The organism is Streptomyces sp. NPDC101219 (assembly GCF_044767675.1).
Classification (GTDB): Bacteria; Actinomycetota; Actinomycetes; order Streptomycetales; family Streptomycetaceae; genus Streptomyces.
The window spans coordinates 440,850-461,353 of the sequence record NZ_JBIWOK010000005.1 but is presented as its reverse complement, the minus strand read 5'-3'; the positions used below and the strand labels follow the sequence as shown (position 1 = coordinate 461,353).

Below are 20,504 nucleotides of genomic sequence, written 5' to 3'. Positions count from 1 at the left end.
CATGCCCCACCCCGAGCCGCGGACCGTCTCCGGGCTGACCGCCGCCGTCCTGGCCGGCGCCCACGGACCCGACCCCGGCACCCTGCACGTCACCAGCGCCTTCCGGCTCTACCACACCACCCGGCTCGCCGGGAGCGACGTCACCTACCACAACCACTACCTCGTGCTGCGGACCGGCCCGGTCTTCGGCGCCTGCGCCTTCGAGGCCGGCGAAGTCGCCCCCGAACTCTGCGAGAACGCCTCCGGGCAGACGCTCGCCGACCTGCTGCGCCACCCCACCACCGCCGTCCGGGTCGCCGCCCTCGACGCCTACCTCGCCCGCGTGCTGCCGCACCGGGACGCGCCCGGCGCCGAACCCGTCACCCTGCCCGCCGGGTCCCCGGAGGTCCGGGCCCGCGCCCGGGACGCCGCCGTCGCCGGACTCCTCGACATCGCGCCGGGCACCAGGGTCGCGCTCATCGGCGTGGTGAACCCGCTGGTCGCCGCGATACGTGAGCGGGGCGGCGTCTGCCTGCCCTGCGACCTCAACCTGCGCACCACCCAGTGGGGCGAGCGGATCAGCGACGACATGACGGAGGTGCTCGCCGCGGCCGACGCCGTCGTCGCCACCGGGATGACCCTGAGCAACGGCACGTTCGACCTCATCCTCGAGCACTGCCGGGACCAGGACGTCCCCCTCGTCGTCTACGCGCAGACCGGCAGCGCCGTCGCCCGCGCCTTCCTGTCCCACGGTGTCACCGCGCTCAACGCCGAGCCCTTCCCCTTCTCCCAGTTCAGCGCCGAACCGACGCTCATGCACCGCTACCGGGTGCCGCGGCAGGCACCGGCACACGCCGGCGGGGCCGCCCGGTGAACACCAGCGCACCCCGCGACTCCGGGCCGGCCGAACCGGCTTCGGACGGCCACGGCGAACCGCTGCCGGGCGACCTGGCGATGGCGCGCGCCCTGTGGCCGGTGCTGCTCGCCTCGGCCGTCGGCCTGCTGCCGTTCACCGTCTTCAGCACCTACCTCGTACCGATCGCCGACCGCGCCGGGAGCGGTGTCGCCGCCGTCGGCGGACTGCGCGGACTCGGCGGCCTGGCCGCCCTGCTGGCCGGCACCGCGCTCGCCCCCCTTCTCGACCGGGTGCGCCGGGACCGGGCGGCGGCCGGCGCGCTCGTCGCGCTGGGCCTCGCGTCGGCGCTGGGCGCGGGCGGGGACCTCGTCCTGCTGGCGGCCTTCTGCCTGCTCGTCGGGGCGAGCACCGCCGTACTGAACCCGGCCCTCACCGCCGCGGCCGCCGACCGGTTCGGCGACGGCCGGGCGGCCGGGCGGGCGGCCACCCTGGTCACCGCCACCCAGTCGATGACCGCGATGCTCGCCGCACCGGCCGTGGCGCTGCCCGCCCTCCTGTGGGGCTGGCAGGGCGACCTCCTCGCCGTGACCGCGGCCTGCCTCCTGCTCGCCGTCGTCCTGTCGGCCCGGGGCCGCCGCGAGGCCGCCGGGCACCCGGCGGGCGGCGCGCCGGGACGGCAGCCGGGCTACCTCGCCTCGTTCCGGTCGCTCGCGGCCGTCCCCGGCGCGGTGCCGCTGCTGCTCGTCTCGCTGCTCCGCACGGCCGTGTTCATGGGCTACCTCGCCTACCTGGCGGCGTACTACGACGAACGGTTCCGGCTCGACCCCGCGCACTTCGCTCTCGTCTGGACGCTCAGCGGCGCCGCGTACTTCGTCAGCAACCTGCTCACCGGGCGGATCACCAACTCCGCCGCACCCCGCGTCGGCACCGAACGGCTGCTGATCCTCGGCCTGTTCGCCGCCCTGGTGTCCGTGGTCGGCTTCTACTTCACCGACCGGCTGCCGCTCGCCCTCGCCGTGACGGCGCTGCACGCGGCGAGCCACGCGGTCGTCGCCGCGTGCGCCGTGAGCCTGCTGGTGCGCCGGTGCGGGGCCCGGCGCGGCACCGCGCTGTCCCTGAACGCCGCCGGCCAGAGCCTCGGCGTCTTCGCGGGCGCGGCCCTGGGCGGCGCGGGCCTCGGACTGGCCGGGAACCCCGGCATCGCGGCCGTGTTCGGCACCCTCGTCGTCGCCGCCCTCGGCGCCGCCCTCCTCGTGCCCCGCACCCCCGCGCGGGAGCCGCAGCACGCCCCGCACCGGGAGCGCACACCATGAGGGAACGACTCGCCACCCGGGGCGGGCTCCTCACGGCCGTCGCCGTCCTGGTCACTGCGCTGCTCGTGTCCGTCGTCGTGGCCGTGGGCATGGGCCCCGCCGTCATCGGCCCCGCCGAGACCGCCCGCCACCTGTGGGCGGCCGTCAGCGGCGGCACCATCACCGCGGACGAGGTGACCACCCACCAGATCATCTGGCAGATCCGCGCCCCGCGGGTACTGCTGGCCGCCCTCGTCGGGGCCGGACTGAGCGCGGTCGGGGTCGCCGCCCAGGCCCTGGTGCGCAACGCGCTCGCCGACCCGTTCGTCCTCGGCGTCTCCTCGGGGGCGTCCGTCGGCGCCGTCGCCGTCACCGTCAGCGGCGGACTGGCGGCGCTGGGCATCCACGCCGTCTCGGCCGGCGCGTTCCTCGGCGCCCTGACCGCGTCCCTGCTGGTGTACGCGGCCGCCTCGCACCGCGGCACGCTGTCCCCGCTGCGGCTGGTGCTCACCGGAGTGGCCCTGTCCCTCGGCTTCCAGGCCCTCATGAGCCTGATCGTCTACTCCGCGCCCGACAGCGAGGCGACCGGCATGGTCCTGTACTGGACGATGGGCAGCTTCGGCGCCGCGAACTGGGGCGCCCTGCCCGTCGTGACCCTCGTCGTCCTGCCCGCCCTCGCGGTGCTGCGCCGGCGGGGCCGGACGCTGGACGTGCTGGCGCTCGGCGACGAGACGGCGGCGAGCCTCGGCATCGACCCCGACCGGCACCGCAAGGGCCTCCTCGTCCTGCTCTCGCTGGTGACCGGCGTGATGGTCGCCGTCAGCGGCGCCATCGCCTTCGTCGGACTGGTGCTGCCGCACGTCGTGCGCATGGTCGCCGGGGCCGGGCACACCCGGGTGCTCACCCTCGCGCCGCTCGCCGGGGCGGTGTTCATGGTGTGGGCCGACCTGGTCTCCCGGACGCTCGTCGCGCCCAGGGAGCTGCCGCTCGGCGTGATCACCGCGCTGATCGGCGTGCCCGTCTTCGTCACCCTGATGCGCCGCAGGAGCTACCTGTTCGGAGGCCGCTGACATGGACCTGCGACTCGACGCGCTGTCGGTGGTGACCGACGGCACCAGCCTGGTGCGGGACCTGACCCTCGACGTGCCCGACGGCCGGGTCGTGGGCCTGGTCGGTCCGAACGGCAGCGGCAAGTCCACCGCCCTGCGGTGCGTCTACCGCGCCCTGCGCCCCACCACCGGCACCGTCCGGCTCGGCGGCGACGACCTCGCCCGGCTGCCGATGCGCCGCAGCGCCCGGACCATCGCCGCCATGACCCAGGACGGCGCCGTCGACCTGGACTTCACGGTCGAGGAGGTCGTCGCCCTGGGCCGCGCCCCCCACCTGCGCGCCCACCAGGCCCTCGGCGCCCGCGAACGCCGGCTGTGCGAACAGGTCATGGACCGGCTCGACATCCGCCGCCTCGCCCGGCGCGGCATCCTCACCCTCTCGGGCGGCGAACGCCAGCGCGTGCTGCTGGCCCGCGCCCTCGTCCAGGAACCCGAGGTCCTCGTCCTGGACGAGCCCACCAACCACCTCGACCTGCGCCACCAGCTGGAGATGCTCTCCCTGCTGCGCGGCTGGGGGCTCACCGTCCTCGTCGTGCTCCACGACCTCAACCTCGCGGCGGCGGCCTGCGACCGGATCGGCATGCTCCGCGCCGGGCACCTGGTCGCGGCCGGAACCCCCGCCGACGTCCTGACCCCCGAGCTGGTCCACGACGTCTTCGGGGTCCGCGCCGACGTCGTCCCGCATCCCCTCACCGGCCACCCGCAGCTGCTGTACGCGCTCGGCCCGTCCCCTTCGCCCACCCCCTCCGTCTGATTCGCCCACCCCCTCCATCGGAAAGGCACCCCACCCATGCGCACCTCCCGCACCCCCCGCCCGGCCCGGCGCCGGGCGGCCGTCGGCTCCGCCGTCGCGGCCGTCCTGCTGCTCAACGCCTGCGGTGCCGACGTCGCACCCGGCGCCGCGGGGCCGTCCGGCACGGTCACCGTGCAGCGCTGCGGCGAACCGGTCGCGTACACGGTCCCGCGCCGGGCCGTGGCCTACGAGGGCGGCAGCGCCGACAAGCTGTTCGCCCTCGGCCTGACCGACCATGTGCACGGCTACGTCATGCCGCCCGCCAATCCGCCGGTGAGCGAGTCGCCGTGGGCGTCGGAGTACGCCGAGGTGAAGATGCTCAGCGACGACCTGCTCAACAAGGAGGTCGTCGTCGAGGCCCGCGCCGACCTCGTCGTCGCCGGCTGGAACTCCGGTTTCAAGGACGAGCGGGGCATCACCCCCGAGATCCTGGACGGCCTCGGCATCCAGAGCTTCATGCACACCGAGAGCTGCTTCAACTACCCCGGACACCCCGAGCGGGCGACCCCCTTCGAAGCGCTCTACACCGACCTCGAACGGCTCGGCAGGATCTTCCGGGTCGAGGACCGGGCCCGGCGCGTGGTGGCCGGCCTGAAGCAGCGCGTCGACGCCGTCGCCGGCCGGGCGCCCACGGACGGCCGGCCGCTGCCCGTCTTCCTCTACGACTCCGGCACCGACCAGCCCTTCACCGCGGGCAACCAGGTGCCGCCGAACGACATCATCCGCATCGCCGGAGCCCGCAACGTCTTCGACGGCCTCGACCAGCGCTGGACCCAGGTCACCTGGGAGGCCGTCGCGCGTTCCGAACCGGAGATCGTCGTGATCCTCGACTACGGCGACCAGCCCGCCCAGAAGAAGATCGACTTCCTTCGCAGGTCCCCCCACACCCGGGACCTGCCCGCCGTCCGGAAGAACAACTTCTTCGTCCTCGACTACAACGAGGGCATCAGCGGGCCCCGGAACATCGACGGCCTGGAGAAGTTCGCGGCATACCTGCGCACGGTCACCGGCTGAGCCCGCACGGCCGGGGCCCGGTGACCGCACCCACCCCCCTCTGCCCCAGGCCGTGTCTTCCGGATCACCCCGGGGCCGCGGGGCTCGGCACGCACTCCCCCGGAGGGGGCACCCCAGCCGCGTTGTCGTCGGTTGCCGATGCTCCGCATCGACGCCCTCCTCCGCCGTGCAGCTGCACGCACCGGGCCCCGCTCACCGGCACGGTCAAGGCGCCGTCGATCCGAGTCGGGCCGATCCGAACGACACGGCCCAGTGGCCGCCGGACGGCGGGCGGGCGGGCCGCCGTCCGGCGGGCCGTCAGGCGCCCGTCGCCGCAGTGTCCGTCGGTACGCGGGCCGGCCCGTCGCCGTCCTGCGGGTGGACGCAGTGCCAGCGGTGCCCGTCCGGGCCCTCCGTCGCGGCCGGGAACGACCCCGCGCAGGCGTCGTCCGCCTTCCAGCACCGCGTGCGGAACGGGCAGCCCGACGGCGGGTTGGTGGCCGACGGAACCGGGCCGTGCAGGACGATGCGGTCGGGCCGGTCCAGCAGACTCGGGGTCGCCGACAGCAGGGCCTCGGTGTACGGGTGACGCGAGGCGCCCGAGACCTCGGCGGACCGGCCCTCCTCCACCACGCGCCCGAGATAGAGCACGGCGATGCGGTCGGCCAGGTAGCGCACCGTCTGCACGTCGTGCGAGATGAACACCATGGCGAGACCGAGCCGGGAGCGCAGGTCCACCAGCAGGTTGAGGATCTGGGCGCGCACCGACACGTCCAGTGCGCTGGTCGGCTCGTCCGCGACGATCAGCTCCGGCTCCAGGGCCAGCGCGCGGGCGATGGCCACCCGCTGGCGCTGTCCGCCGGAGAGCTGTCCGGGCAGCGCCTCCAGGGTGTGCCCGGGCAGACCGACCAGGTCGAGCAGTTCCAGGACCCGCTGCTCGCGCTCGGCCCGCGTCCCGCGCCGGTGCACGTCCAGCGGGTCGCGCAGGATCCGCCGCACCGGCAGGCGCGGGTTGAGCGCGGTGGACGGGTCCTGGAAGACCACGCCCACGCTGGAACCGAACCGGTCGCGGCGTTCCGCGGCCGGCATCCGCCACAGGTCCTGGCCCTTGAAGTACACCCGGCCCTCGGTGGGCTTCTGCAGCCCGGTGACGACCCGGGCCAGCGTGGACTTGCCGCAGCCCGACTCGCCGACCAGCCCGAGGATCTCGCCGCGCCGCACCTCCAGAGAGGCGTCGGTCAGGGCGTGCACGGCGTCCCGGCGCAGGATGCCGCCGCTGCGGGCCTTGTGCCGGACGTGGATGCCGTCCAGCCGGACGATCGGGTCGGTCGTGGTCTCCGGCGGGTTCATCGGGATGTCCTCGGTGACGGTCATCGGGCACCTTCCAGCGACTTGGCCGACGGGCGCACCGGCGCCGGGTGGTGACACGCGAACAGGTGGTCGGTCGTGCCGTCCCGGTCGGTGGCCGGCGGCGGGGTGGTGGCGCACAGCTCGGTGGCGGCCGGGCAGCGGGAGGCGAACCGGCAGCCGACGCCGAACGCCCTGGGCGCCGGTACGACACCGCGGATCTGGTGCAGCCGCTGAGCGCCCGCCTCCAGGGAGACGACGGAGCCGAGCAGCCCCCGGCTGTAGTGGTGCGCCGGGTCGGTGAGCAGGGCGCGGGTGTGACCCGCCTCGGCGACCTGGCCGGCGTACATCACGGCCACCCGGTGGGCGAGGTCGCCGACCAGGGCCAGGTCGTGGGAGACCAGCACCATGGCGAAGCCGAGTTCGTCGCGCAGCTTCACCAGCAGCTCCACGACCTGGGCCTGCACCGTCACGTCGAGCGCCGTCGTCGGCTCGTCGGCGATGAGCAGCCGCGGGCTGCGGGAGAGCGCCATGGCGATGAGCACGCGCTGCCGCTGGCCGCCGGACAGCTCGTGCGGGTAGCTGCGCAGGGTGCGCTCGGGCGACAGGCCGACCAGTTCCAGCAGCTCGGAGGGGGTGCGGGTGCCGCCGCGCGAGGTGAGCCGCTTGAGCTGGGTGCCGATGAGCACCGACGGGTTCAGCGAGGACATGGCGTCCTGGTAGACCATCGCGATCTCCGGGCCCATGAGCGCCCGGCGTTCCCTCGGCGACAGCTTCAGCAGGTCCCGTCCCCGGTAGAGGATCTCGCCCTCCGCCTCGGCGTTGCGGGCCAGCAGGCCCATGACGGCGAGGCTGGTGATGGACTTGCCGCAGCCGGACTCGCCCACCAGGCCGAGGGTCTCGCCCTCGCGCACGGTGAAGGAGATGCCGTCGACAACGCGGGTGTCGCCGTAGCGGTCGGGGAAGCGGATCGTCAGGCCGCGCACCACGAGCAGGTCGGCGGCGTCCTCGGCCAGCGGGGGCACCGCGGGCTCCGTGGCCTCCAGGCGGGTGGCGAGACGGTCCAGGGCGGCGTCCACGTCGGCGCGCTCGGCGGCCGGGGCGGCCTCGGCGGCGGCCTGCTCGGCGGTGTCGCCGCCGTCGGCGCGGGCCTTGTCCGGGGAGGCCGCGGCGTCCGTCATGCCCTCCGAGAGGACGTTGAGCGCCAGCACCGTGATCAGCAGGCACAGGCCCGGGAACAGGGTCGCCCACCAGCCGCCGGACAGCAGGATCTGCCGGCCGTAGGCGAGCACGCTGCCCCAGCTGGGGTCCGGGTCCTGCACACCGGCGCCGATGAAGGACAGGCTCGCCTCGAAGATGATCGAGTCGGCGACCATGACGGTGGCGAACACCAGCACCGGGGCGGCGCAGTTGATGGCGACGTGCCGGGCCACGATGAAGTGGCGGCGGGCCCCGATGACCTGTTCCGCGGCGACGTAGTCCTCGCCGTACTGCTCCAGCACGTTGGCCCGGACGACCCGGGCCAGGGAGGGCGAGTAGACGAACGCGATGGTGAAGATGATCACCGGCACGCTCGGCCCGAACACCGCGACCAGCACGGCGGCCAGGGCGATGGGCGGGAACGACATGACGACGTCGAGCGTGCGCATCACCGACTCGTCGGCCCACTTGCGGGAGGTGGCGGCCAGGGAGCCCAGCACCGAGCCGATGACCAGCGCGAGGAGCGTCGCGCCGAGGCCGATGACGAGGGAGTAGCGCGCACCGTGCACCACCCGGGCGAACACGTCGCGGCCGGCCCGGTCGGTGCCGAACCAGTGGTCGCCGTCCGGTGCCTGGGCGGGCATTCCGGTGGCGAGCGGGTCCTGGGTGAGCAGCGGCGCGAACACCGCGGCCAGCACCACGACGAGGAGGACCCCGAGGGCGATGCGGGAGGGGACGGGCAGTCGGCGCAGGCGGGTGCCGGGCCTGAGCCGCTCGGCGAGGGAGCGTGGGGCGAACATCACACCGTCCTGATGCGCGGGTTGACGAGCAGGTAGAGCAGATCGACGACGACGTTGACCACCAGGAAGGCCACGGCGATGGTGAGCACGGTGCCCTGCACCAGCCCGACGTCACCGCCGGTGACTCCCTCGAGGATCAGCTTCCCCATGCCGGGCAGGTCGAAGATCGCCTCGATGACGACGGCGCCGCTGAGCATGTAGCCCACCTTGACGCCGAGCACGGTCAGCGGGGTGACCAGGGCGTTGCGCAGCACCGACCGGATGATCAGGAACGGGGGCAGGCCGCTGCCCCGCGCGGTGCGCACGTAGTCGCGGTCGAGTTCGGTGACCATGGCGGTGCGGATCAGCCGGGCCAGCGAGGAGGCGACCGGCAGGGCCAGGGCCACCGCGGGCAGGGTCATGCTGTGCAGCCAGCCGCCGAAGGAGTCGGCGGGATTGACGTAGCCGCCCGTCGGGAAGAGCGGCACGGTGAGCGCGAACTGCTGGATCAGCAGCACGCCGAGCCAGAACGAGGGCAGGGCGATGCCGGCCATGGACAGCACGCGGAAGACCTGGTCGGGCCAGCGGTCCCGGTACATGGCGCTGAGGACGCCGAAGACCAGGGCCAGCACGACGGCCAGCGACAGGCCCAGCAGCGTCAGCTGGAGGGTGAGCGGGAAGGCGGTGGCGATCCGGTCGGCGACGGGCTGGCTGGGGGGCACGGTGACCCCCAGGTCGCCCTGCACCAGATCGGTGAGGAAGGCGAAGTAGCGGACCGGCAGCGGGTCGTTCAGACCCTGCTCCTCGGCGAACGCGGCACGAGCCTCGGGGCTCGCGCTGTCCCCGAGCGCGTTGTACGCGGGGTCGACCGGTGAGAACTGCAGCACCACGAAGACCAGCAGCGCGATGCCGAGCACCATCACCGGCATCATCGCGACGCGGCGCAGCGCGAGCCGGAGGAATGCAACCATCGTGAGGTTCCTAGGGGTTGGGGGGCCGGGCCGCCGCCGTCCCGGTGGGGGCGGCGGCCCGGCGGCAGTGCGCGGGTGGGGCTCAGGCGCGGCCGACGTCGACGAAGGACAGACCGGTCGTGGGCAGCGGCTTGAAGCCCGGCAGGGTCCCGTCCTTCCACGCGGTGGGCAGCTTGCGGTGCAGCACCGGGTAGAGGGCGGCCTCCTCGGCGACCAGGTCGGTGACCTCGGCCCACAGCTCCTTGCGCCGGGCCTCCTCGGGCTCGGAGGCGGCCTTGTCCAGCAGCGTCCTGACCTTCTTGTAGGCGGGGTCGCCCTTCCAGCCGTAGCGGTTCTCCGGCCAGAAGCCGTAGTAGAACCAGCGCAGCAGCAGGTCGGCGTCGTTGCCGAAGACGGACGGGTCGCCGGGCGCGGCCAGCGCCTCGAAGTCACCCTTGTCGATCTTGGCGTACTGGGCGGGGGACTGGGCGATGTCCAGCTTGGCGTCGATGCCGACGGCGGCCCAGCTCTCCTTGATCAGGGGAGCGATGTCCTGGACCCAGCCGGTGTCGGTGAGGAGCAGGGTGAAGGAGAGCTTGCCGACGCCCGCCTCCTTCAGCAGCTCCTTGGCCTTGGCGGGGTCGTGGCCGTAGACGGTGGCGGCCTTGTGGTAGTCGGGGTGGGTGGCCGGCACGTACCCGGTGGCGGGCTCGGCGTTGCCCAGCAGCGCGGTGGAGATGATCTTCTCGGTGTCCAGGGCGTAGTGCAGGGCCTGGCGCACCCGCTTGTCGGCGAAGCGCTTGTCCTTGGTGTTGAACATCAGGAACAGCAGGCCGAAGGACTGGACGGACTCGACCTTGTCCTTGCCGGTGAAGCCCTTGATGTCGATGTAGGGCACGTCCTCGATGGCCTGCACACGGCCGGACTTCAGGGCGCTGACCCGGGCCGAGGGGTCGGACATCAGGTACCAGACCATCTTCTTGGCCTTGGCCGGATGCGGCCCGTTGTACTTGTCGTACTTCTCCATGACGATCTTGTCCTCGCGGACCGCCGACACGAAGCGGTACGGTCCCGAGCCGACCGGCTTGGCGTCGAACGCCTTGGCGTCGGCGCCGGCGATCTTCTTCGGGACGATCCGCACCACGGCGATGCGCGAGGGGAAGAGGGCGAAGGGGTGCTTGAGCTTGAACTCGACCGTCTGCTCGTCGACGGCCTTCACGCTGTCGATGAAGGGCACGAACTGCGCCATCAGCGACGCGTTCTTCGGGTCGAGGACCCGCTCGAAGCTGAAGACCACGTCCTCGGAGGTGACCGGCGAGCCGTCGTGGAACGTGGCACCCTTGCGGAGGGTGGCCCGGTAGGTGGTCGCGTTGATCTTCTGGGGCATCGCGGTGGCCAGCGTCGGCCGGGCGACGAGCGTCGCCGGGTCGAGGTCGACCAGGCCCTCGAAGATGTGCATGTTGGCGGCGAACGGCGTCGCCCCCGAGGTGATCATGGGGTCGAAGCCGGTGGACAGGGGGTAGGAGAGGCCGGCCTCGATGGTGTCGGTGCTGCTGCCGGAGCCGCCCGAGTCGTCCCCGGTGCTGCCCGGGCCGCCGCAGGCGGACAGGCTCGCGGTGATCGCGGTCGCCACACCGATGGCGCCGGTGTATCTCATGAAGGTGCGGCGGTCGACGCCGGCTGCGCTGCGCGGGGACAAGGAATCCTCCTGGCGGGGAGTCAAGACGGGCGAGGGAGCGGAATGGCTGATTCTGCAAGACGGGGTGGCGTGAAACGTATCCCGTCTCCACGCATCAGACGTCTGATGTCTGATGCTTGATAGCGTGGGAACGTAGCCGGGCAACGGGAGAGGGGTCAAGAGGTGGCGGTGGGACAAAGGGCGATTCGAGGTGCCCTGTCGGAGTCGAGAGCGGTACGACAACCTCTGCGACAGGAGGTCGTGGACGGTATCAAGTCGTACATTCTGCGCAATGAACTGCGTCCGGGGGACCCGTTGCCGACGGAGCCCGCCCTGTGCGAGGCGCTCGGTGCCAGCCGCTCCAGCGTGCGGGAGGCGATCAGGATCCTCACCGCGCTCGACATCGTCGAGGTGCGGCACGGCCACGGCACGTACGTGGGCCGGCTCAGCCTGTCCGCCCTGGTCGAGAGCCTGACCTTCCGCGGCCTGCTCAGCCCGGACGACGACTTCCAGGTGCTGGGCGACCTCATCGAGGTCCGCGAGCTGTTCGAGCGCGGCATGGCCGAGCGGCTCGTGCGGTCCCTCAGCGGCGAGCAGATCGACCGGCTGGAGGTGCTCGTCGACGAGATGCGCAAGGCGGGGGCGGGTGAGGGGCACGGCTTCGTGGAGGCCGACCGCGCCTTCCACACGCTGCTCGTGGCCCCCCTCGGCAACGACCTGATCGGCCAGCTCTCCGCGGCGTTCTGGGACGTGTACGTGATCGTCGCCCCCCACCTCGACGTGTTCACGCCGGAGCACGAGACCGCCACCATCGCGAACCACCAGCGCATCGTGAACGCCGTGCGGGACCGCGACCCCGTGGAGTTCGCGGCGGCCCTGACCGAGCACTACGCACCGGTCCGCAAGCGCATCGCGGAGGCCCGCGCCCGCCGCTGACCTGCGCGTACCACGGCGGAGGCGGCCCCGCACGCGGGCCGCCTCCGCCGTTGTGCGTCCGGTTCGCCGCGGGCGTCCGGGTCCGTGCCGGTCCGGACCCGGACGCCCGGACGCTTCGCGGGCGGAGGAGGGCCGGGGCACTTGACGGCCGTCCTCGGGATCTTTAATGTCCCCAGGACACCAGACATCAGACGTCTGCTGTCAACGGCGGGCGGCGTCCCCCACGATCCCCTCGTCCCGACCCCTCACGTCCCCGCCTGTCGTCACCCTCCCTCGCGCTGCGCCGCGCGCACGCCTCACCCACCGGGGCCCTCTCCATGCCACTGACGGACCTCACCCTCGCCGAGTGCCTGGCACTCCGGCCCGACCTCGCCGAACCCGCCGACCTCGACGCGTTCTGGCAGCGGACCCTCGACGCGGCCCGCGCGGCGGGCGGGACCCCCCGCTACACGCCCGTGGACACCGGTCTCACCCAGGTGACCACCTACGACGTGACGGTGCCCGGCTTCGCGGGCGAACCCGTCCGCGGCTGGCTGCACCTGCCCGCCGGCGCCCAGGGACCGCTCGGCTGCGTCGTGGAGTTCCTCGGCTACGGGCGGGGCCGCGGCCTGCCGCACGAGCAGGTGCTCTGGGCCACCGCCGGCTACGCGCACTTCATCATGGACACCCGGGGCCAGGGCTGGTCCACCGCCGGCGGCGAGACCCCCGACACCGTCACCCTCAACGGCGACGTGCCCGGCTTCCTCACCCGGGGCGTCAACAGCCCCGACGACCACTACTACCGGCGCGTCCACACCGACGCCGTCCGCTTCGTGGAGGCCGCCCTCGCCCACCCGGCGGTCGACCCCGGCCGGGTCGTCGTCACCGGGCACAGCCAGGGCGGCGGCATCTCGCTCGCGGTCGCCGGCCTCGTGCCGGGGCTGGCGGGTGTCATGACCGACACCCCGTTCCTGTGCGACATCCGCCGCGGCGCCCTGATCGCCGGCGCACCGCCCTACACCGAGATCGCGGAGTACCTGAGCCTGTACCGCGACCGTGCCGAGACCGTCTTCACCACCCTGTCCTACGTCGACGCCGCCGTGCTGGCCTCCCGCGCCACGGCACCGTCGCTGTTCTCCATCGCCATGATGGACGCCGTCTGCCCGCCCTCCACGTGCTTCGCCGCCTACCACCGCTACGGCGGCGCCAAGGACCTGCGCGTCTACGAGTTCAACGGCCACGAGGGCGGCGGCGGCCACCACAAGCGCGAACAGCTCACCTGGCTCAAGGAGCTGTTCGCCGCCCCTCAGCCGGAGGCCGACCCCGGTCCCTCCCCCCTGCACGACCCGCAGTTCGCCTGATCCCCACCTGAGAAGAGGCCCGATCATGCAGCGCAGAGTCACCCTGGCCGCCGTCACCGCGGGCGCGACACTGGCCCTCCTGGCCGCCGGCACCCCCGCCCACGCCGCCGCCCCCGCCCCCGGCACCCTCACCTCGCAGGACATCGCCACCGCCGGCACCGGCTCCCCCCACTACCGCATCCCCGCCCTGACCCGGACCACCAAGGGCACCCTGATCGCCGCCTACGACGCCCGCCCCACCCTCGCCGACCTGCCCAGCAACATCGGCGTGGTGATCCGGCGCAGCACCGACGGCGGCACCACCTGGCAGACCCAGCAGGTCGTGCGCCAGGAGGCCGCCCCCAAGGGCAACGGCGACCCCAGCCTCCTCGTCGACCGCCAGACCGGGCGGATCTTCGCCTTCTACTCCTCGACCGTGAACCAGGGCTACTTCGGCTCGGCGACCGGCAACGACGAGAACGACCCCGACGTCCAGCAGGTCGACTACAGCTACTCCGACGACGACGGCCTGACCTGGAAGCACGAGCGGATCACCGCCGACGTCAAGGACCCGGCCTGGGGCGGCATGTTCGCGGCCTCCGGCGAGGGCATCCAGCTGCGCCACGGCCGGTACGCGGGCCGCCTCATCCAGCAGTTCGCGGTCCGGTACAACGGCGGCAACTACGCCCTGAGCGTCTACAGCGACGACCACGGCGCCACCTGGCAGGCGGGCGAGCTCGTCGGCCCCGGCGCCGACGAGAACAAGACCGTCGAACTGTCCGACGGCCGCGTCATGCTCAACAGCCGTGCGGCGCCCTACCGCAAGGTGGCCTACTCCAGCGACGGCGGCGTCACCTACACGCCCTTCCAGCAGGACACCGAACTGCCCGACCCCGCCAACAACGGCTCCATCATGCGCTTCGCACCGGACGTGGCCGCCTCCCACCCGCGCGCGAAGTGGCTGATGTTCAGCAACACGGCGACCACCAACAGCCGCAGCAACCTCACCGTCCGCCTCTCCTGCGACGACGGCCAGACCTGGCCGGTGCGCAAGACCGTCGAGGCCGGCTCGGCCGCGTACTCCACGCTGACCCCGCTCGGCAGCGGCACCGCGGGCAACGACCGGGTGGGCCTGCTCTGGGAGCGCGCCAACTACCGGCACATCACCTACTCGTCCTTCGACCTCCAGTGGCTCGGCGGGGTCTGCGCGCCGGTCACCGTCACCCCGCCCGCCTCCCTGCCGGCCGGGCGGACCACCACGGTCACCGTGCGCGTCGTCAGCCAGAACGACGTCACCCTCCCCGGCGGAAAGGTCTCGCTGACCCTGCCGTCCGGCTGGAGCGCCCCCGAGGTCGACGTGCCCGCCCTCAACCCGGGCCAGGGCGCCAACATGAAGATCCCCGTCACCGTGCCCGCGGGCGCGACGGCGGGCAGTGTGAAGGCGACGGCCCAGTACACGGTCCGCGGCCGCCAGCACTCCTTCGGCGACACGACGTTCACCGTCACCGCGCCGTAGTCCCGACGGGCCGCCGCGCGCCGGTCCGGCCGGCGCGCGGCGGCCCGTTCCCCCGATCCACCACTCGCAAGCCCAGGAGAACTCCCATGTCCCCGTCCCAGCCGCTGCGCGGCGTCGTCCCTCCCGTCTGCACCCCCCTGGACGCGTCGGGCGAGGTCGACACCGTCTCGCTCACCCGGCACGTCGAGCACCTCGTGGGCGGTGGGGTGCACGGGCTGTTCGCCCTGGGGTCCAGCAGCGAGGTCGCCTTCCTCACCGACCGGCAGCGCGACGTGACCCTGCGGACCGTCGTGGAGACCGTCGCCGGCCGCGTCCCCGTCCTCGCCGGGGTCATCGACATGACCACGCCCCGCGTGCTGGCCCATGCGGAGGCCGCCCGCGCGGCCGGGGCGGACGCGCTCGTCGCGACCGCGCCCTTCTACGCCCGCACCCACCCCGTCGAGATCGCCCGCCACTTCCGCACCCTGCGCGAGGCCGTCGACCTGCCCCTGTACGCCTACGACCTCCCGGTCTCCGTGCACAGCAAGCTCTCCGCCGGCCTGGTCCGCGAACTCGCCGAGGACGGCACGCTGGCCGGCCTGAAGGACAGCAGCGGCGACGAGGGCGGACTGCGCCGCCTGATCGTCGCCCTCGGCGGGCGGCACGGCCGCGCCACCGGCCCCGCGCCGGGCTTCAGCATCCTCACCGGCTCCGAACTCACCGTCGACGCCGCCCTGCTGGCGGGCGCCGACGGCGTCGTCCCGGGCCTCGGCAACGTCGACCCCGCCGGATACGTGCGCCTCTACGACGCCGTGCGCGCCGGGGACCTCGGCAGCGCCGTCGAGGAGCAGGAGCGGCTCGTGGAGCTGTTCGGCATGGTCGACGCGGGGCCGGAGAGCGAGATGGGCCGCAACTCCTCCGCCATCGGCGCCTTCAAGCACGCCCTGCGCCTGCTCGGCGTGTTCGCCGAGGGCACCACCGCCGCCCCCCAGGTCCAGCTGGGCGAGGCGTCGGTCGCCCTCGTCGAGGAGCGTCTGCGCGACGCCGGCCTGCTCCCCGTCCGATGACCGTGCGGCACGGCGCACCCTCGGTCATCGGCCTCGACCTGGGCGGCACGAAGATCGCCGCCGCCCTCGTCGCGGACGACGGCACGATCCTGGCCCGGCACTCCCTGCCGACCCCGGCGACGGCCGGCGCCGAAGCGGTGCTCGACGCGCTCGCCCAGGAGGTCCGCGCGGTGTGGGCCCCGGGGGCCACCGCGATCGGCGTCGCCGCCGCGGGCGTCGTCGACCCCGTCACCGGCACCGTCACCAGCGCCACCGACACCATCCGGGGCTGGGCCGGCACCGCCCTGGCGGACGGCCTCGCCGCCCGCACCGGGCTCCCGGTGGCCTGCGACAACGACGTCCGCGCGACGGCCGCGACCGAACTCGCCCCGCTCCCCGGCGGGCACCCGGACGGCGACCGGCCGGGACCCACGATGATCTACGCGGCCGTCGGCACCGGCGTGGGCGGCGCCGTCGCCGTCGACGGTCGCATGCTGAGCGGTGCGGCGGGCGTCGCCGGGCACCTCGGCCACCTGCCGAGCCCCGAGGCCGACGGACTGCCCTGCACCTGCGGCGCCACCGGCCACCTGGAGGCGATCGGATCCGGGCCCGCCATCACCGCCCAGTACACCAGGACCAGCGGCCTGTCCGCCGAGCGCCTGGAGCGGGTGGCCGCCCGTGCGGCCGACGGCGACCCGCACGCCACCGCGGCCATCGCGCTCGGCGCGCGGGCCGTCGGCCGGGCGCTGGGCGGCCTCACCAACGCCCTCGGCGCCGACCGGGTCGTCGTCGGCGGGGGAGTGCCCCGGATCGGCGCCCTCTACCTCGACGCCCTGAACGAGGCGTTCACCGCCGAACTCATGCGCCCCCTGCGGCACCTGCGTCCGGTGCCGCCCCGCGGCGGACCCGACGCGGCGGTGCTCGGCGCCGCCGCGCTCACCCGCACCCTGCCCCTCCACCACCCCCGCACCATCGGAGCACCACGATGACCCCGACCCTGGCCGACACCCTCCGGGGCCGCCTGATCGTCTCCTGCCAGGCCCCGCCCGGCGACCCGATGCGGCACACCGACACCCTGGTCCGGATGGCCCTCGCGGCCCGGGCCGGCGGTGCCGCCGCCGTCCGCGTCAACGACCCGGAGGTCGTCGCGGCCACCGTCGCGGCCGTCGACCTGCCGGTGATCGGGCTGTGGAAGGACGGCGACAGCGGCGTCTTCATCACCCCGACGGTGCGGCACGCCCTCGCCCTGGTGGACGCGGGCGCCGCGGTCGTCGCCGCCGACGCCACCGACCGCCCGCGCCCGGACGGCAGTTCCTTCGCCGCCCTGGTGGAGGCCGTGCACGCGGCGGGTGCCCTGGTGATGGCCGACGTCTCGACCTACGAGGAGGGACGCCGGGCGGCCGAGGAGGGCGCCGACTTCGTCGCCTCCACGCTGTCCGGGTACGTGCCGGGCACCCCGCAGCAGGACGGCCCCGACCTGCGGCTCGTGGCCGACCTGGCGGTCGGCGCGGGCGCCCCGGTGATCGCCGAGGGCCGGATCGCCACCCCGGAGCAGGCCGCCGACGCGCTGGCGGCGGGCGCGCTGAGCGTGGTCGTCGGCACGGCCATCACGGCACCGACCGCGCTGACCCGCCGATTCGTCGAGGGGCTGCCGGGCTGAGGGTCGCTGCCGGGTCGACGGGCCGACCGATGGGGCGGCTGGTGCGGCCCGGCCGGTTGAGCGGCTGAGCGGCTGTGCCGCCGAGCGGCTGACGCCCGGCCGGTGGTCCGCCGGCCGACGGACCGGGCGTCCTCGGGGCGTCGCGGCTCCGTCCCGGCGGCCTCCACGGCTGCGGAGGGCGGCGTGGATCCACGGTGAGCGTGGGCCCGCGCCGCCCTTTCGCGTGTCCGCGTCCCCTCGGGCGGCGGCTGTCGCGGTCACCCCGGCGGGCGCGCCGTTGACCGGCGAGCCTCATCCGGCGGAGTCGGCGTGCCCGGCCGGGGTCGGCCGGCGTCCGCCGAAGGCCCGCCGGGGTCCGCCGGAGTCGGCCGAAGCCCGCCGGAGTCGGGGAGGGGCCGGAGCCCGTAGAAGCCCCCCGGACCCCGCCCCCTCACCCGGCGACGCGGTCACCCCGCTGCCGCAGCGCCGTAACGCCTGCCTGGCTGCCGTCCGGGTTATCGACGCCTGCCCCGCTGCCGTCCCGGCCGTCCCGCGCCTGCCCGGTCGCCGCCGCCGCGCCCCCGACGTCTGCCCGGCTCCCGCCGCGCTCCTCAACGCCTGCCCCGCCGCTCCGGTGGTGTCAGGGTCGCCGTGAACTTGTAGCGCGAGCCCCGGTACACCGAGCGGACCCACTCCACCGGGGTGCCGTCCTCGTCCCGCGAGTGACGGGACAGCAGCAGCATCGGCAGTCCCACGTCGGTGCCCAGCAGCCCGGCCTCCCGCGGGGTGGCGGGGGAGGTCTCGATGGTCTCGTCGGCCTCCGCGAGGCGCACGCCGTAGACCTCGGACAGGGTCGAGTACAGGGAGGCGCTGCGGGACAGGTGGCGGCGCAGGCGCGGGAAGCGCCGCGCCGACAGGTGGGTGGCCTCGATGGCCATCGGCTCGCCGCCCGCCAGCCGCAGCCGTTCGATGCGCAGCACCCGGTCGCCCCGGTCCACCTCCAGCAGGGCGGCGAGGTCCTCGTCGGCCGGGACGTATCCCAGGTCCAGGAGCTCGGAGGCGGGACGGAGTCCCTGCGCGCGCATGTCCTCGGTGTACGAGGTGAGCTGGAGGGTCCGGTACACCTTGGGACGGGCGACGAAGGTGCCCTTGCCCTGGATGCGGTCCAGGCGCCCCTCGCTCACGAGTTCCTGCAGGGCCTTGCGGACGGTGGTGCGGGAGGTGCGGAACTCGACCGCGAGCAGACGTTCGGCGGGCATGGGGGCACCGGGGCTGCGCTCCTCGGTCATCCGCAGCAACCGCTGCTTGATGCGGTAGTACTTCGGGACGCGGCCGACACGGCCGGGGCGGCCGGGCGTTGCCCCCGGGTCGGCCGGGGCGCTGCTGACGTCCGTGCTCATGACCTGCCTTCCGCCTGGTGTCCGGCGCGCGGACGGCAGGTGCCGGCCGCGGTGCACGTCGGCGGACGGCCGGTGTCGGCGCCGCACGCTCGGCGGTCCCGTTATAACCGCCCCCGGCCGGTTGGTCTAGTCCAACCCTCGACCCGTCCGAGTTTGGGCGGAATCCGGCGCCCCAATTGGCGTTGCCGTGCCGTTATCGACTGGCGCGGGTACGACCCTTGACAGGGCCATAGGTCTAGGCCAAGCTCCCCTTGCTGGTCTAAACCATTTAGAGGAAGCCGGGTCCCAGCCCACCGAGCTGTTGCGCCGTAGTGGGGGTCACCGCCGAGGGCGTGGGTGTGCAAGGCATTCCTGAGGAGGGGTGGCGCGTGAAGCGCAAGCTGATAGCCGCGATCGGAGTCGCGGGCATGCTGTTCTCCGTGGCGGCGTGCGGCGGGAACGACGGTGACGGTGACAAGAAGGCCGGCGCGGACGGCTACGCCGGCCAGACGCTCACGGTCTGGGTGATGGACGGCTCGTCGCCGGACCAGTGGCAGAAGGACCTCACCGCCGAGTTCGAGAAGAAGACCAAGGCGAAGGTCAAGTTCGAGATCCAGCAGTGGAACGGCATCCAGCAGAAGCTGACCACCTCGCTGTCCGAGGAGAACCCGCCGGACGTCTTCGAGATCGGCAACACCCAGACCCCGGCCTACGCCAAGACCGGCGGCCTCGCCGACCTCGGTGACCTCAAGGCCGAGATCGGCGGCGAGTGGACCGAGTCGCTCAACGAGTCGTCCGTCTACGAGGGCAAGCAGTACGCGGCGCCCTGGTACTTCGCCAACCGCGTCGTCCTCTACAACAAGAAGGTCTGGGCGGACGCCGGTCTCAAGGACACCCCCAAGACCCGCGACGAGTTCTACGACGCGCTCAAGACGATCGGTGAGAAGACCGACGCCGAGCCGATCTACCTGCCGGGCCAGAACTGGTACCACTTCGTCGGTCTGGTGATCGGCGAGGGCGGCGAACTGGTCAAGAAGGACGGCGACACGTACGTCTCCAACCTCGACGACCCGAAGGTCGCCGCCGCCGCGGAGACCTACAAGAAGTTCCAGGCGCTGTCCAAGGCGCCCAAGGACAAGGACGAGGCCACCCCGCAGCAGGGTGAGGTCTTCGCCGACGGCAAGGTCGGCGCGTTCATCGGCATGGGCTGGGAAGCGGGCATCGCGACCGAGGCCAACCCGAAGATCGAGAAGGACATCGGCTACTTCACCATCCCCGGTCCCACGGCCGACAAGCCCGAGGGTGTCTTCCTCGGCGGCTCCAATCTCGCCGTCGCCGCGGGCAGCAAGAAGCAGGAGCTCGCCAAGGAGTTCCTGAAGATCGCGCTCTCCGACAAGTTCGAGGGCCAGCTGGCCAAGCTCAACGGCGTCATCCCCAACAAGGAGTCGCTGCAGAGCAACCTGGAGGGCAACGCGCCCGCCGAGGCCGCCGCGCCGGCCGCCGCCGTCGGCGGCACCACGCCGCTGATCCCGCAGTGGGCGGCCGTGGAGAACGACCCGAACCCGATCAAGACGTACCTGACCGCCGTCCTGAACGGCAAGTCCCCGGCCGAGGCCGCGAAGCAGGTCGAGGGCGAGTTCAACAAGCGCCTGGCGCAGCAGCAGTAGTCGCACCGCGAGCGCACGGAACGGGCGGGGGCCGGCCACTCGCCGGC

17 protein-coding genes are annotated in these 20,504 nt (G+C 73.6%); 12 read left to right on the top strand and 5 right to left on the bottom strand.

The annotated features are described in order from the left end of the window. Position 1: 1 nt before the first annotated feature. From ACIRPP_RS12845 to ACIRPP_RS12825, 5 genes are read left to right on the top strand one after another with little or no spacing between them, the layout of a single operon-like run. Complete coding sequence (locus tag ACIRPP_RS12845; RefSeq protein ID WP_403641027.1) at positions 2–853, top strand: Rossmann-like domain-containing protein; 852 nt, start codon at positions 2–4, stop codon at positions 851–853. Further along, positions 850–2,148 carry an MFS transporter gene (locus ACIRPP_RS12840; RefSeq protein WP_403641024.1) on the top strand — a complete coding sequence of 433 codons (1,299 nt, stop codon included), beginning with the start codon at positions 850–852 and terminating at the stop codon, positions 2,146–2,148. Before ACIRPP_RS12845 ends, ACIRPP_RS12840 begins: the two co-directional genes overlap by 4 nt. Next, on the top strand, positions 2,145–3,197 hold the full coding sequence (locus ACIRPP_RS12835) for a FecCD family ABC transporter permease (RefSeq protein WP_403641021.1): 1,053 nt from the start codon (positions 2,145–2,147) through the stop codon (positions 3,195–3,197). Before ACIRPP_RS12840 ends, ACIRPP_RS12835 begins: the two co-directional genes overlap by 4 nt. 1 nt (position 3,198) lies before the next feature. Next, positions 3,199–3,990: an ABC transporter ATP-binding protein gene (locus ACIRPP_RS12830; protein ID WP_403641019.1), complete on the top strand. Its 792-nt coding sequence runs from the start codon at positions 3,199–3,201 to the stop codon at positions 3,988–3,990. A gap of 36 nt (positions 3,991–4,026) precedes the next feature. Then, positions 4,027–5,043: an ABC transporter substrate-binding protein gene (locus tag ACIRPP_RS12825; protein WP_403641016.1), complete on the top strand. Its 1,017-nt coding sequence runs from the start codon at positions 4,027–4,029 to the stop codon at positions 5,041–5,043. 297 nt (positions 5,044–5,340) lie between these two features. Here the strand turns inward: ACIRPP_RS12825 and ACIRPP_RS12820 are convergent, their stop codons facing one another. From ACIRPP_RS12820 to ACIRPP_RS12805, 4 genes are all read right to left on the bottom strand, one after another. Further along, a complete protein-coding gene (locus ACIRPP_RS12820) occupies positions 5,341–6,342 on the bottom strand; it encodes an oligopeptide/dipeptide ABC transporter ATP-binding protein (RefSeq protein ID WP_403641217.1) in 1,002 nt (333 codons plus the stop codon). 50 nt (positions 6,343–6,392) lie between these two features. Next, positions 6,393–8,369: a dipeptide/oligopeptide/nickel ABC transporter permease/ATP-binding protein gene (locus ACIRPP_RS12815; protein WP_403641013.1), complete on the bottom strand. Its 1,977-nt coding sequence runs from the start codon at positions 8,367–8,369 to the stop codon at positions 6,393–6,395. Next, positions 8,369–9,319, bottom strand: coding sequence for an ABC transporter permease (locus tag ACIRPP_RS12810; protein WP_403641011.1), 951 nt, complete (start codon positions 9,317–9,319; stop codon positions 8,369–8,371). The genes ACIRPP_RS12815 and ACIRPP_RS12810 overlap by 1 nt, the downstream gene beginning before the upstream one ends. Before the next feature lie 82 nt (positions 9,320–9,401). Next, positions 9,402–10,955, bottom strand: a complete 1,554-nt coding sequence (locus ACIRPP_RS12805; protein WP_403641214.1) for an ABC transporter substrate-binding protein — start codon at positions 10,953–10,955, stop codon at positions 9,402–9,404. A gap of 204 nt (positions 10,956–11,159) precedes the next feature. On the opposite strand from ACIRPP_RS12805, the gene ACIRPP_RS12800 reads away from it, so the two are divergent. From ACIRPP_RS12800 to ACIRPP_RS12775, 6 genes are all read left to right on the top strand, one after another. After that, positions 11,160–11,912, top strand: coding sequence for a FadR/GntR family transcriptional regulator (locus ACIRPP_RS12800; protein ID WP_403641008.1), 753 nt, complete (start codon positions 11,160–11,162; stop codon positions 11,910–11,912). Between the two features lie 317 nt (positions 11,913–12,229). Then, positions 12,230–13,252, top strand: coding sequence for an alpha/beta fold hydrolase (locus tag ACIRPP_RS12795; protein WP_362096624.1), 1,023 nt, complete (start codon positions 12,230–12,232; stop codon positions 13,250–13,252). A gap of 25 nt (positions 13,253–13,277) precedes the next feature. After that, a complete protein-coding gene (locus tag ACIRPP_RS12790; protein WP_362096627.1) occupies positions 13,278–14,747 on the top strand; it encodes an exo-alpha-sialidase in 1,470 nt (489 codons plus the stop codon). An 86-nt stretch (positions 14,748–14,833) separates the two neighbouring features. Next, positions 14,834–15,793, top strand: coding sequence for a dihydrodipicolinate synthase family protein (locus tag ACIRPP_RS12785; RefSeq protein WP_362097659.1), 960 nt, complete (start codon positions 14,834–14,836; stop codon positions 15,791–15,793). Next, on the top strand, positions 15,790–16,761 hold the full coding sequence (locus ACIRPP_RS12780; protein WP_403641004.1) for an ROK family protein: 972 nt from the start codon (positions 15,790–15,792) through the stop codon (positions 16,759–16,761). The genes ACIRPP_RS12785 and ACIRPP_RS12780 overlap by 4 nt, the downstream gene beginning before the upstream one ends. Beyond that, on the top strand, positions 16,758–17,432 hold the full coding sequence (locus ACIRPP_RS12775) for an N-acetylmannosamine-6-phosphate 2-epimerase (RefSeq protein ID WP_403641001.1): 675 nt from the start codon (positions 16,758–16,760) through the stop codon (positions 17,430–17,432). The genes ACIRPP_RS12780 and ACIRPP_RS12775 overlap by 4 nt, the downstream gene beginning before the upstream one ends. Before the next feature lie 590 nt (positions 17,433–18,022). On the opposite strand, the gene ACIRPP_RS12770 is transcribed toward ACIRPP_RS12775, so the two are convergent. Continuing rightward, complete coding sequence (locus tag ACIRPP_RS12770; RefSeq protein WP_403640998.1) at positions 18,023–18,811, bottom strand: GntR family transcriptional regulator; 789 nt, start codon at positions 18,809–18,811, stop codon at positions 18,023–18,025. Positions 18,812–19,179: 368 nt separating this feature from the next. On the opposite strand from ACIRPP_RS12770, the gene ACIRPP_RS12765 reads away from it, so the two are divergent. Then, positions 19,180–20,457: an extracellular solute-binding protein gene (locus tag ACIRPP_RS12765; protein ID WP_403640995.1), complete on the top strand. Its 1,278-nt coding sequence runs from the start codon at positions 19,180–19,182 to the stop codon at positions 20,455–20,457. Positions 20,458–20,504 lie beyond the last annotated feature (47 nt).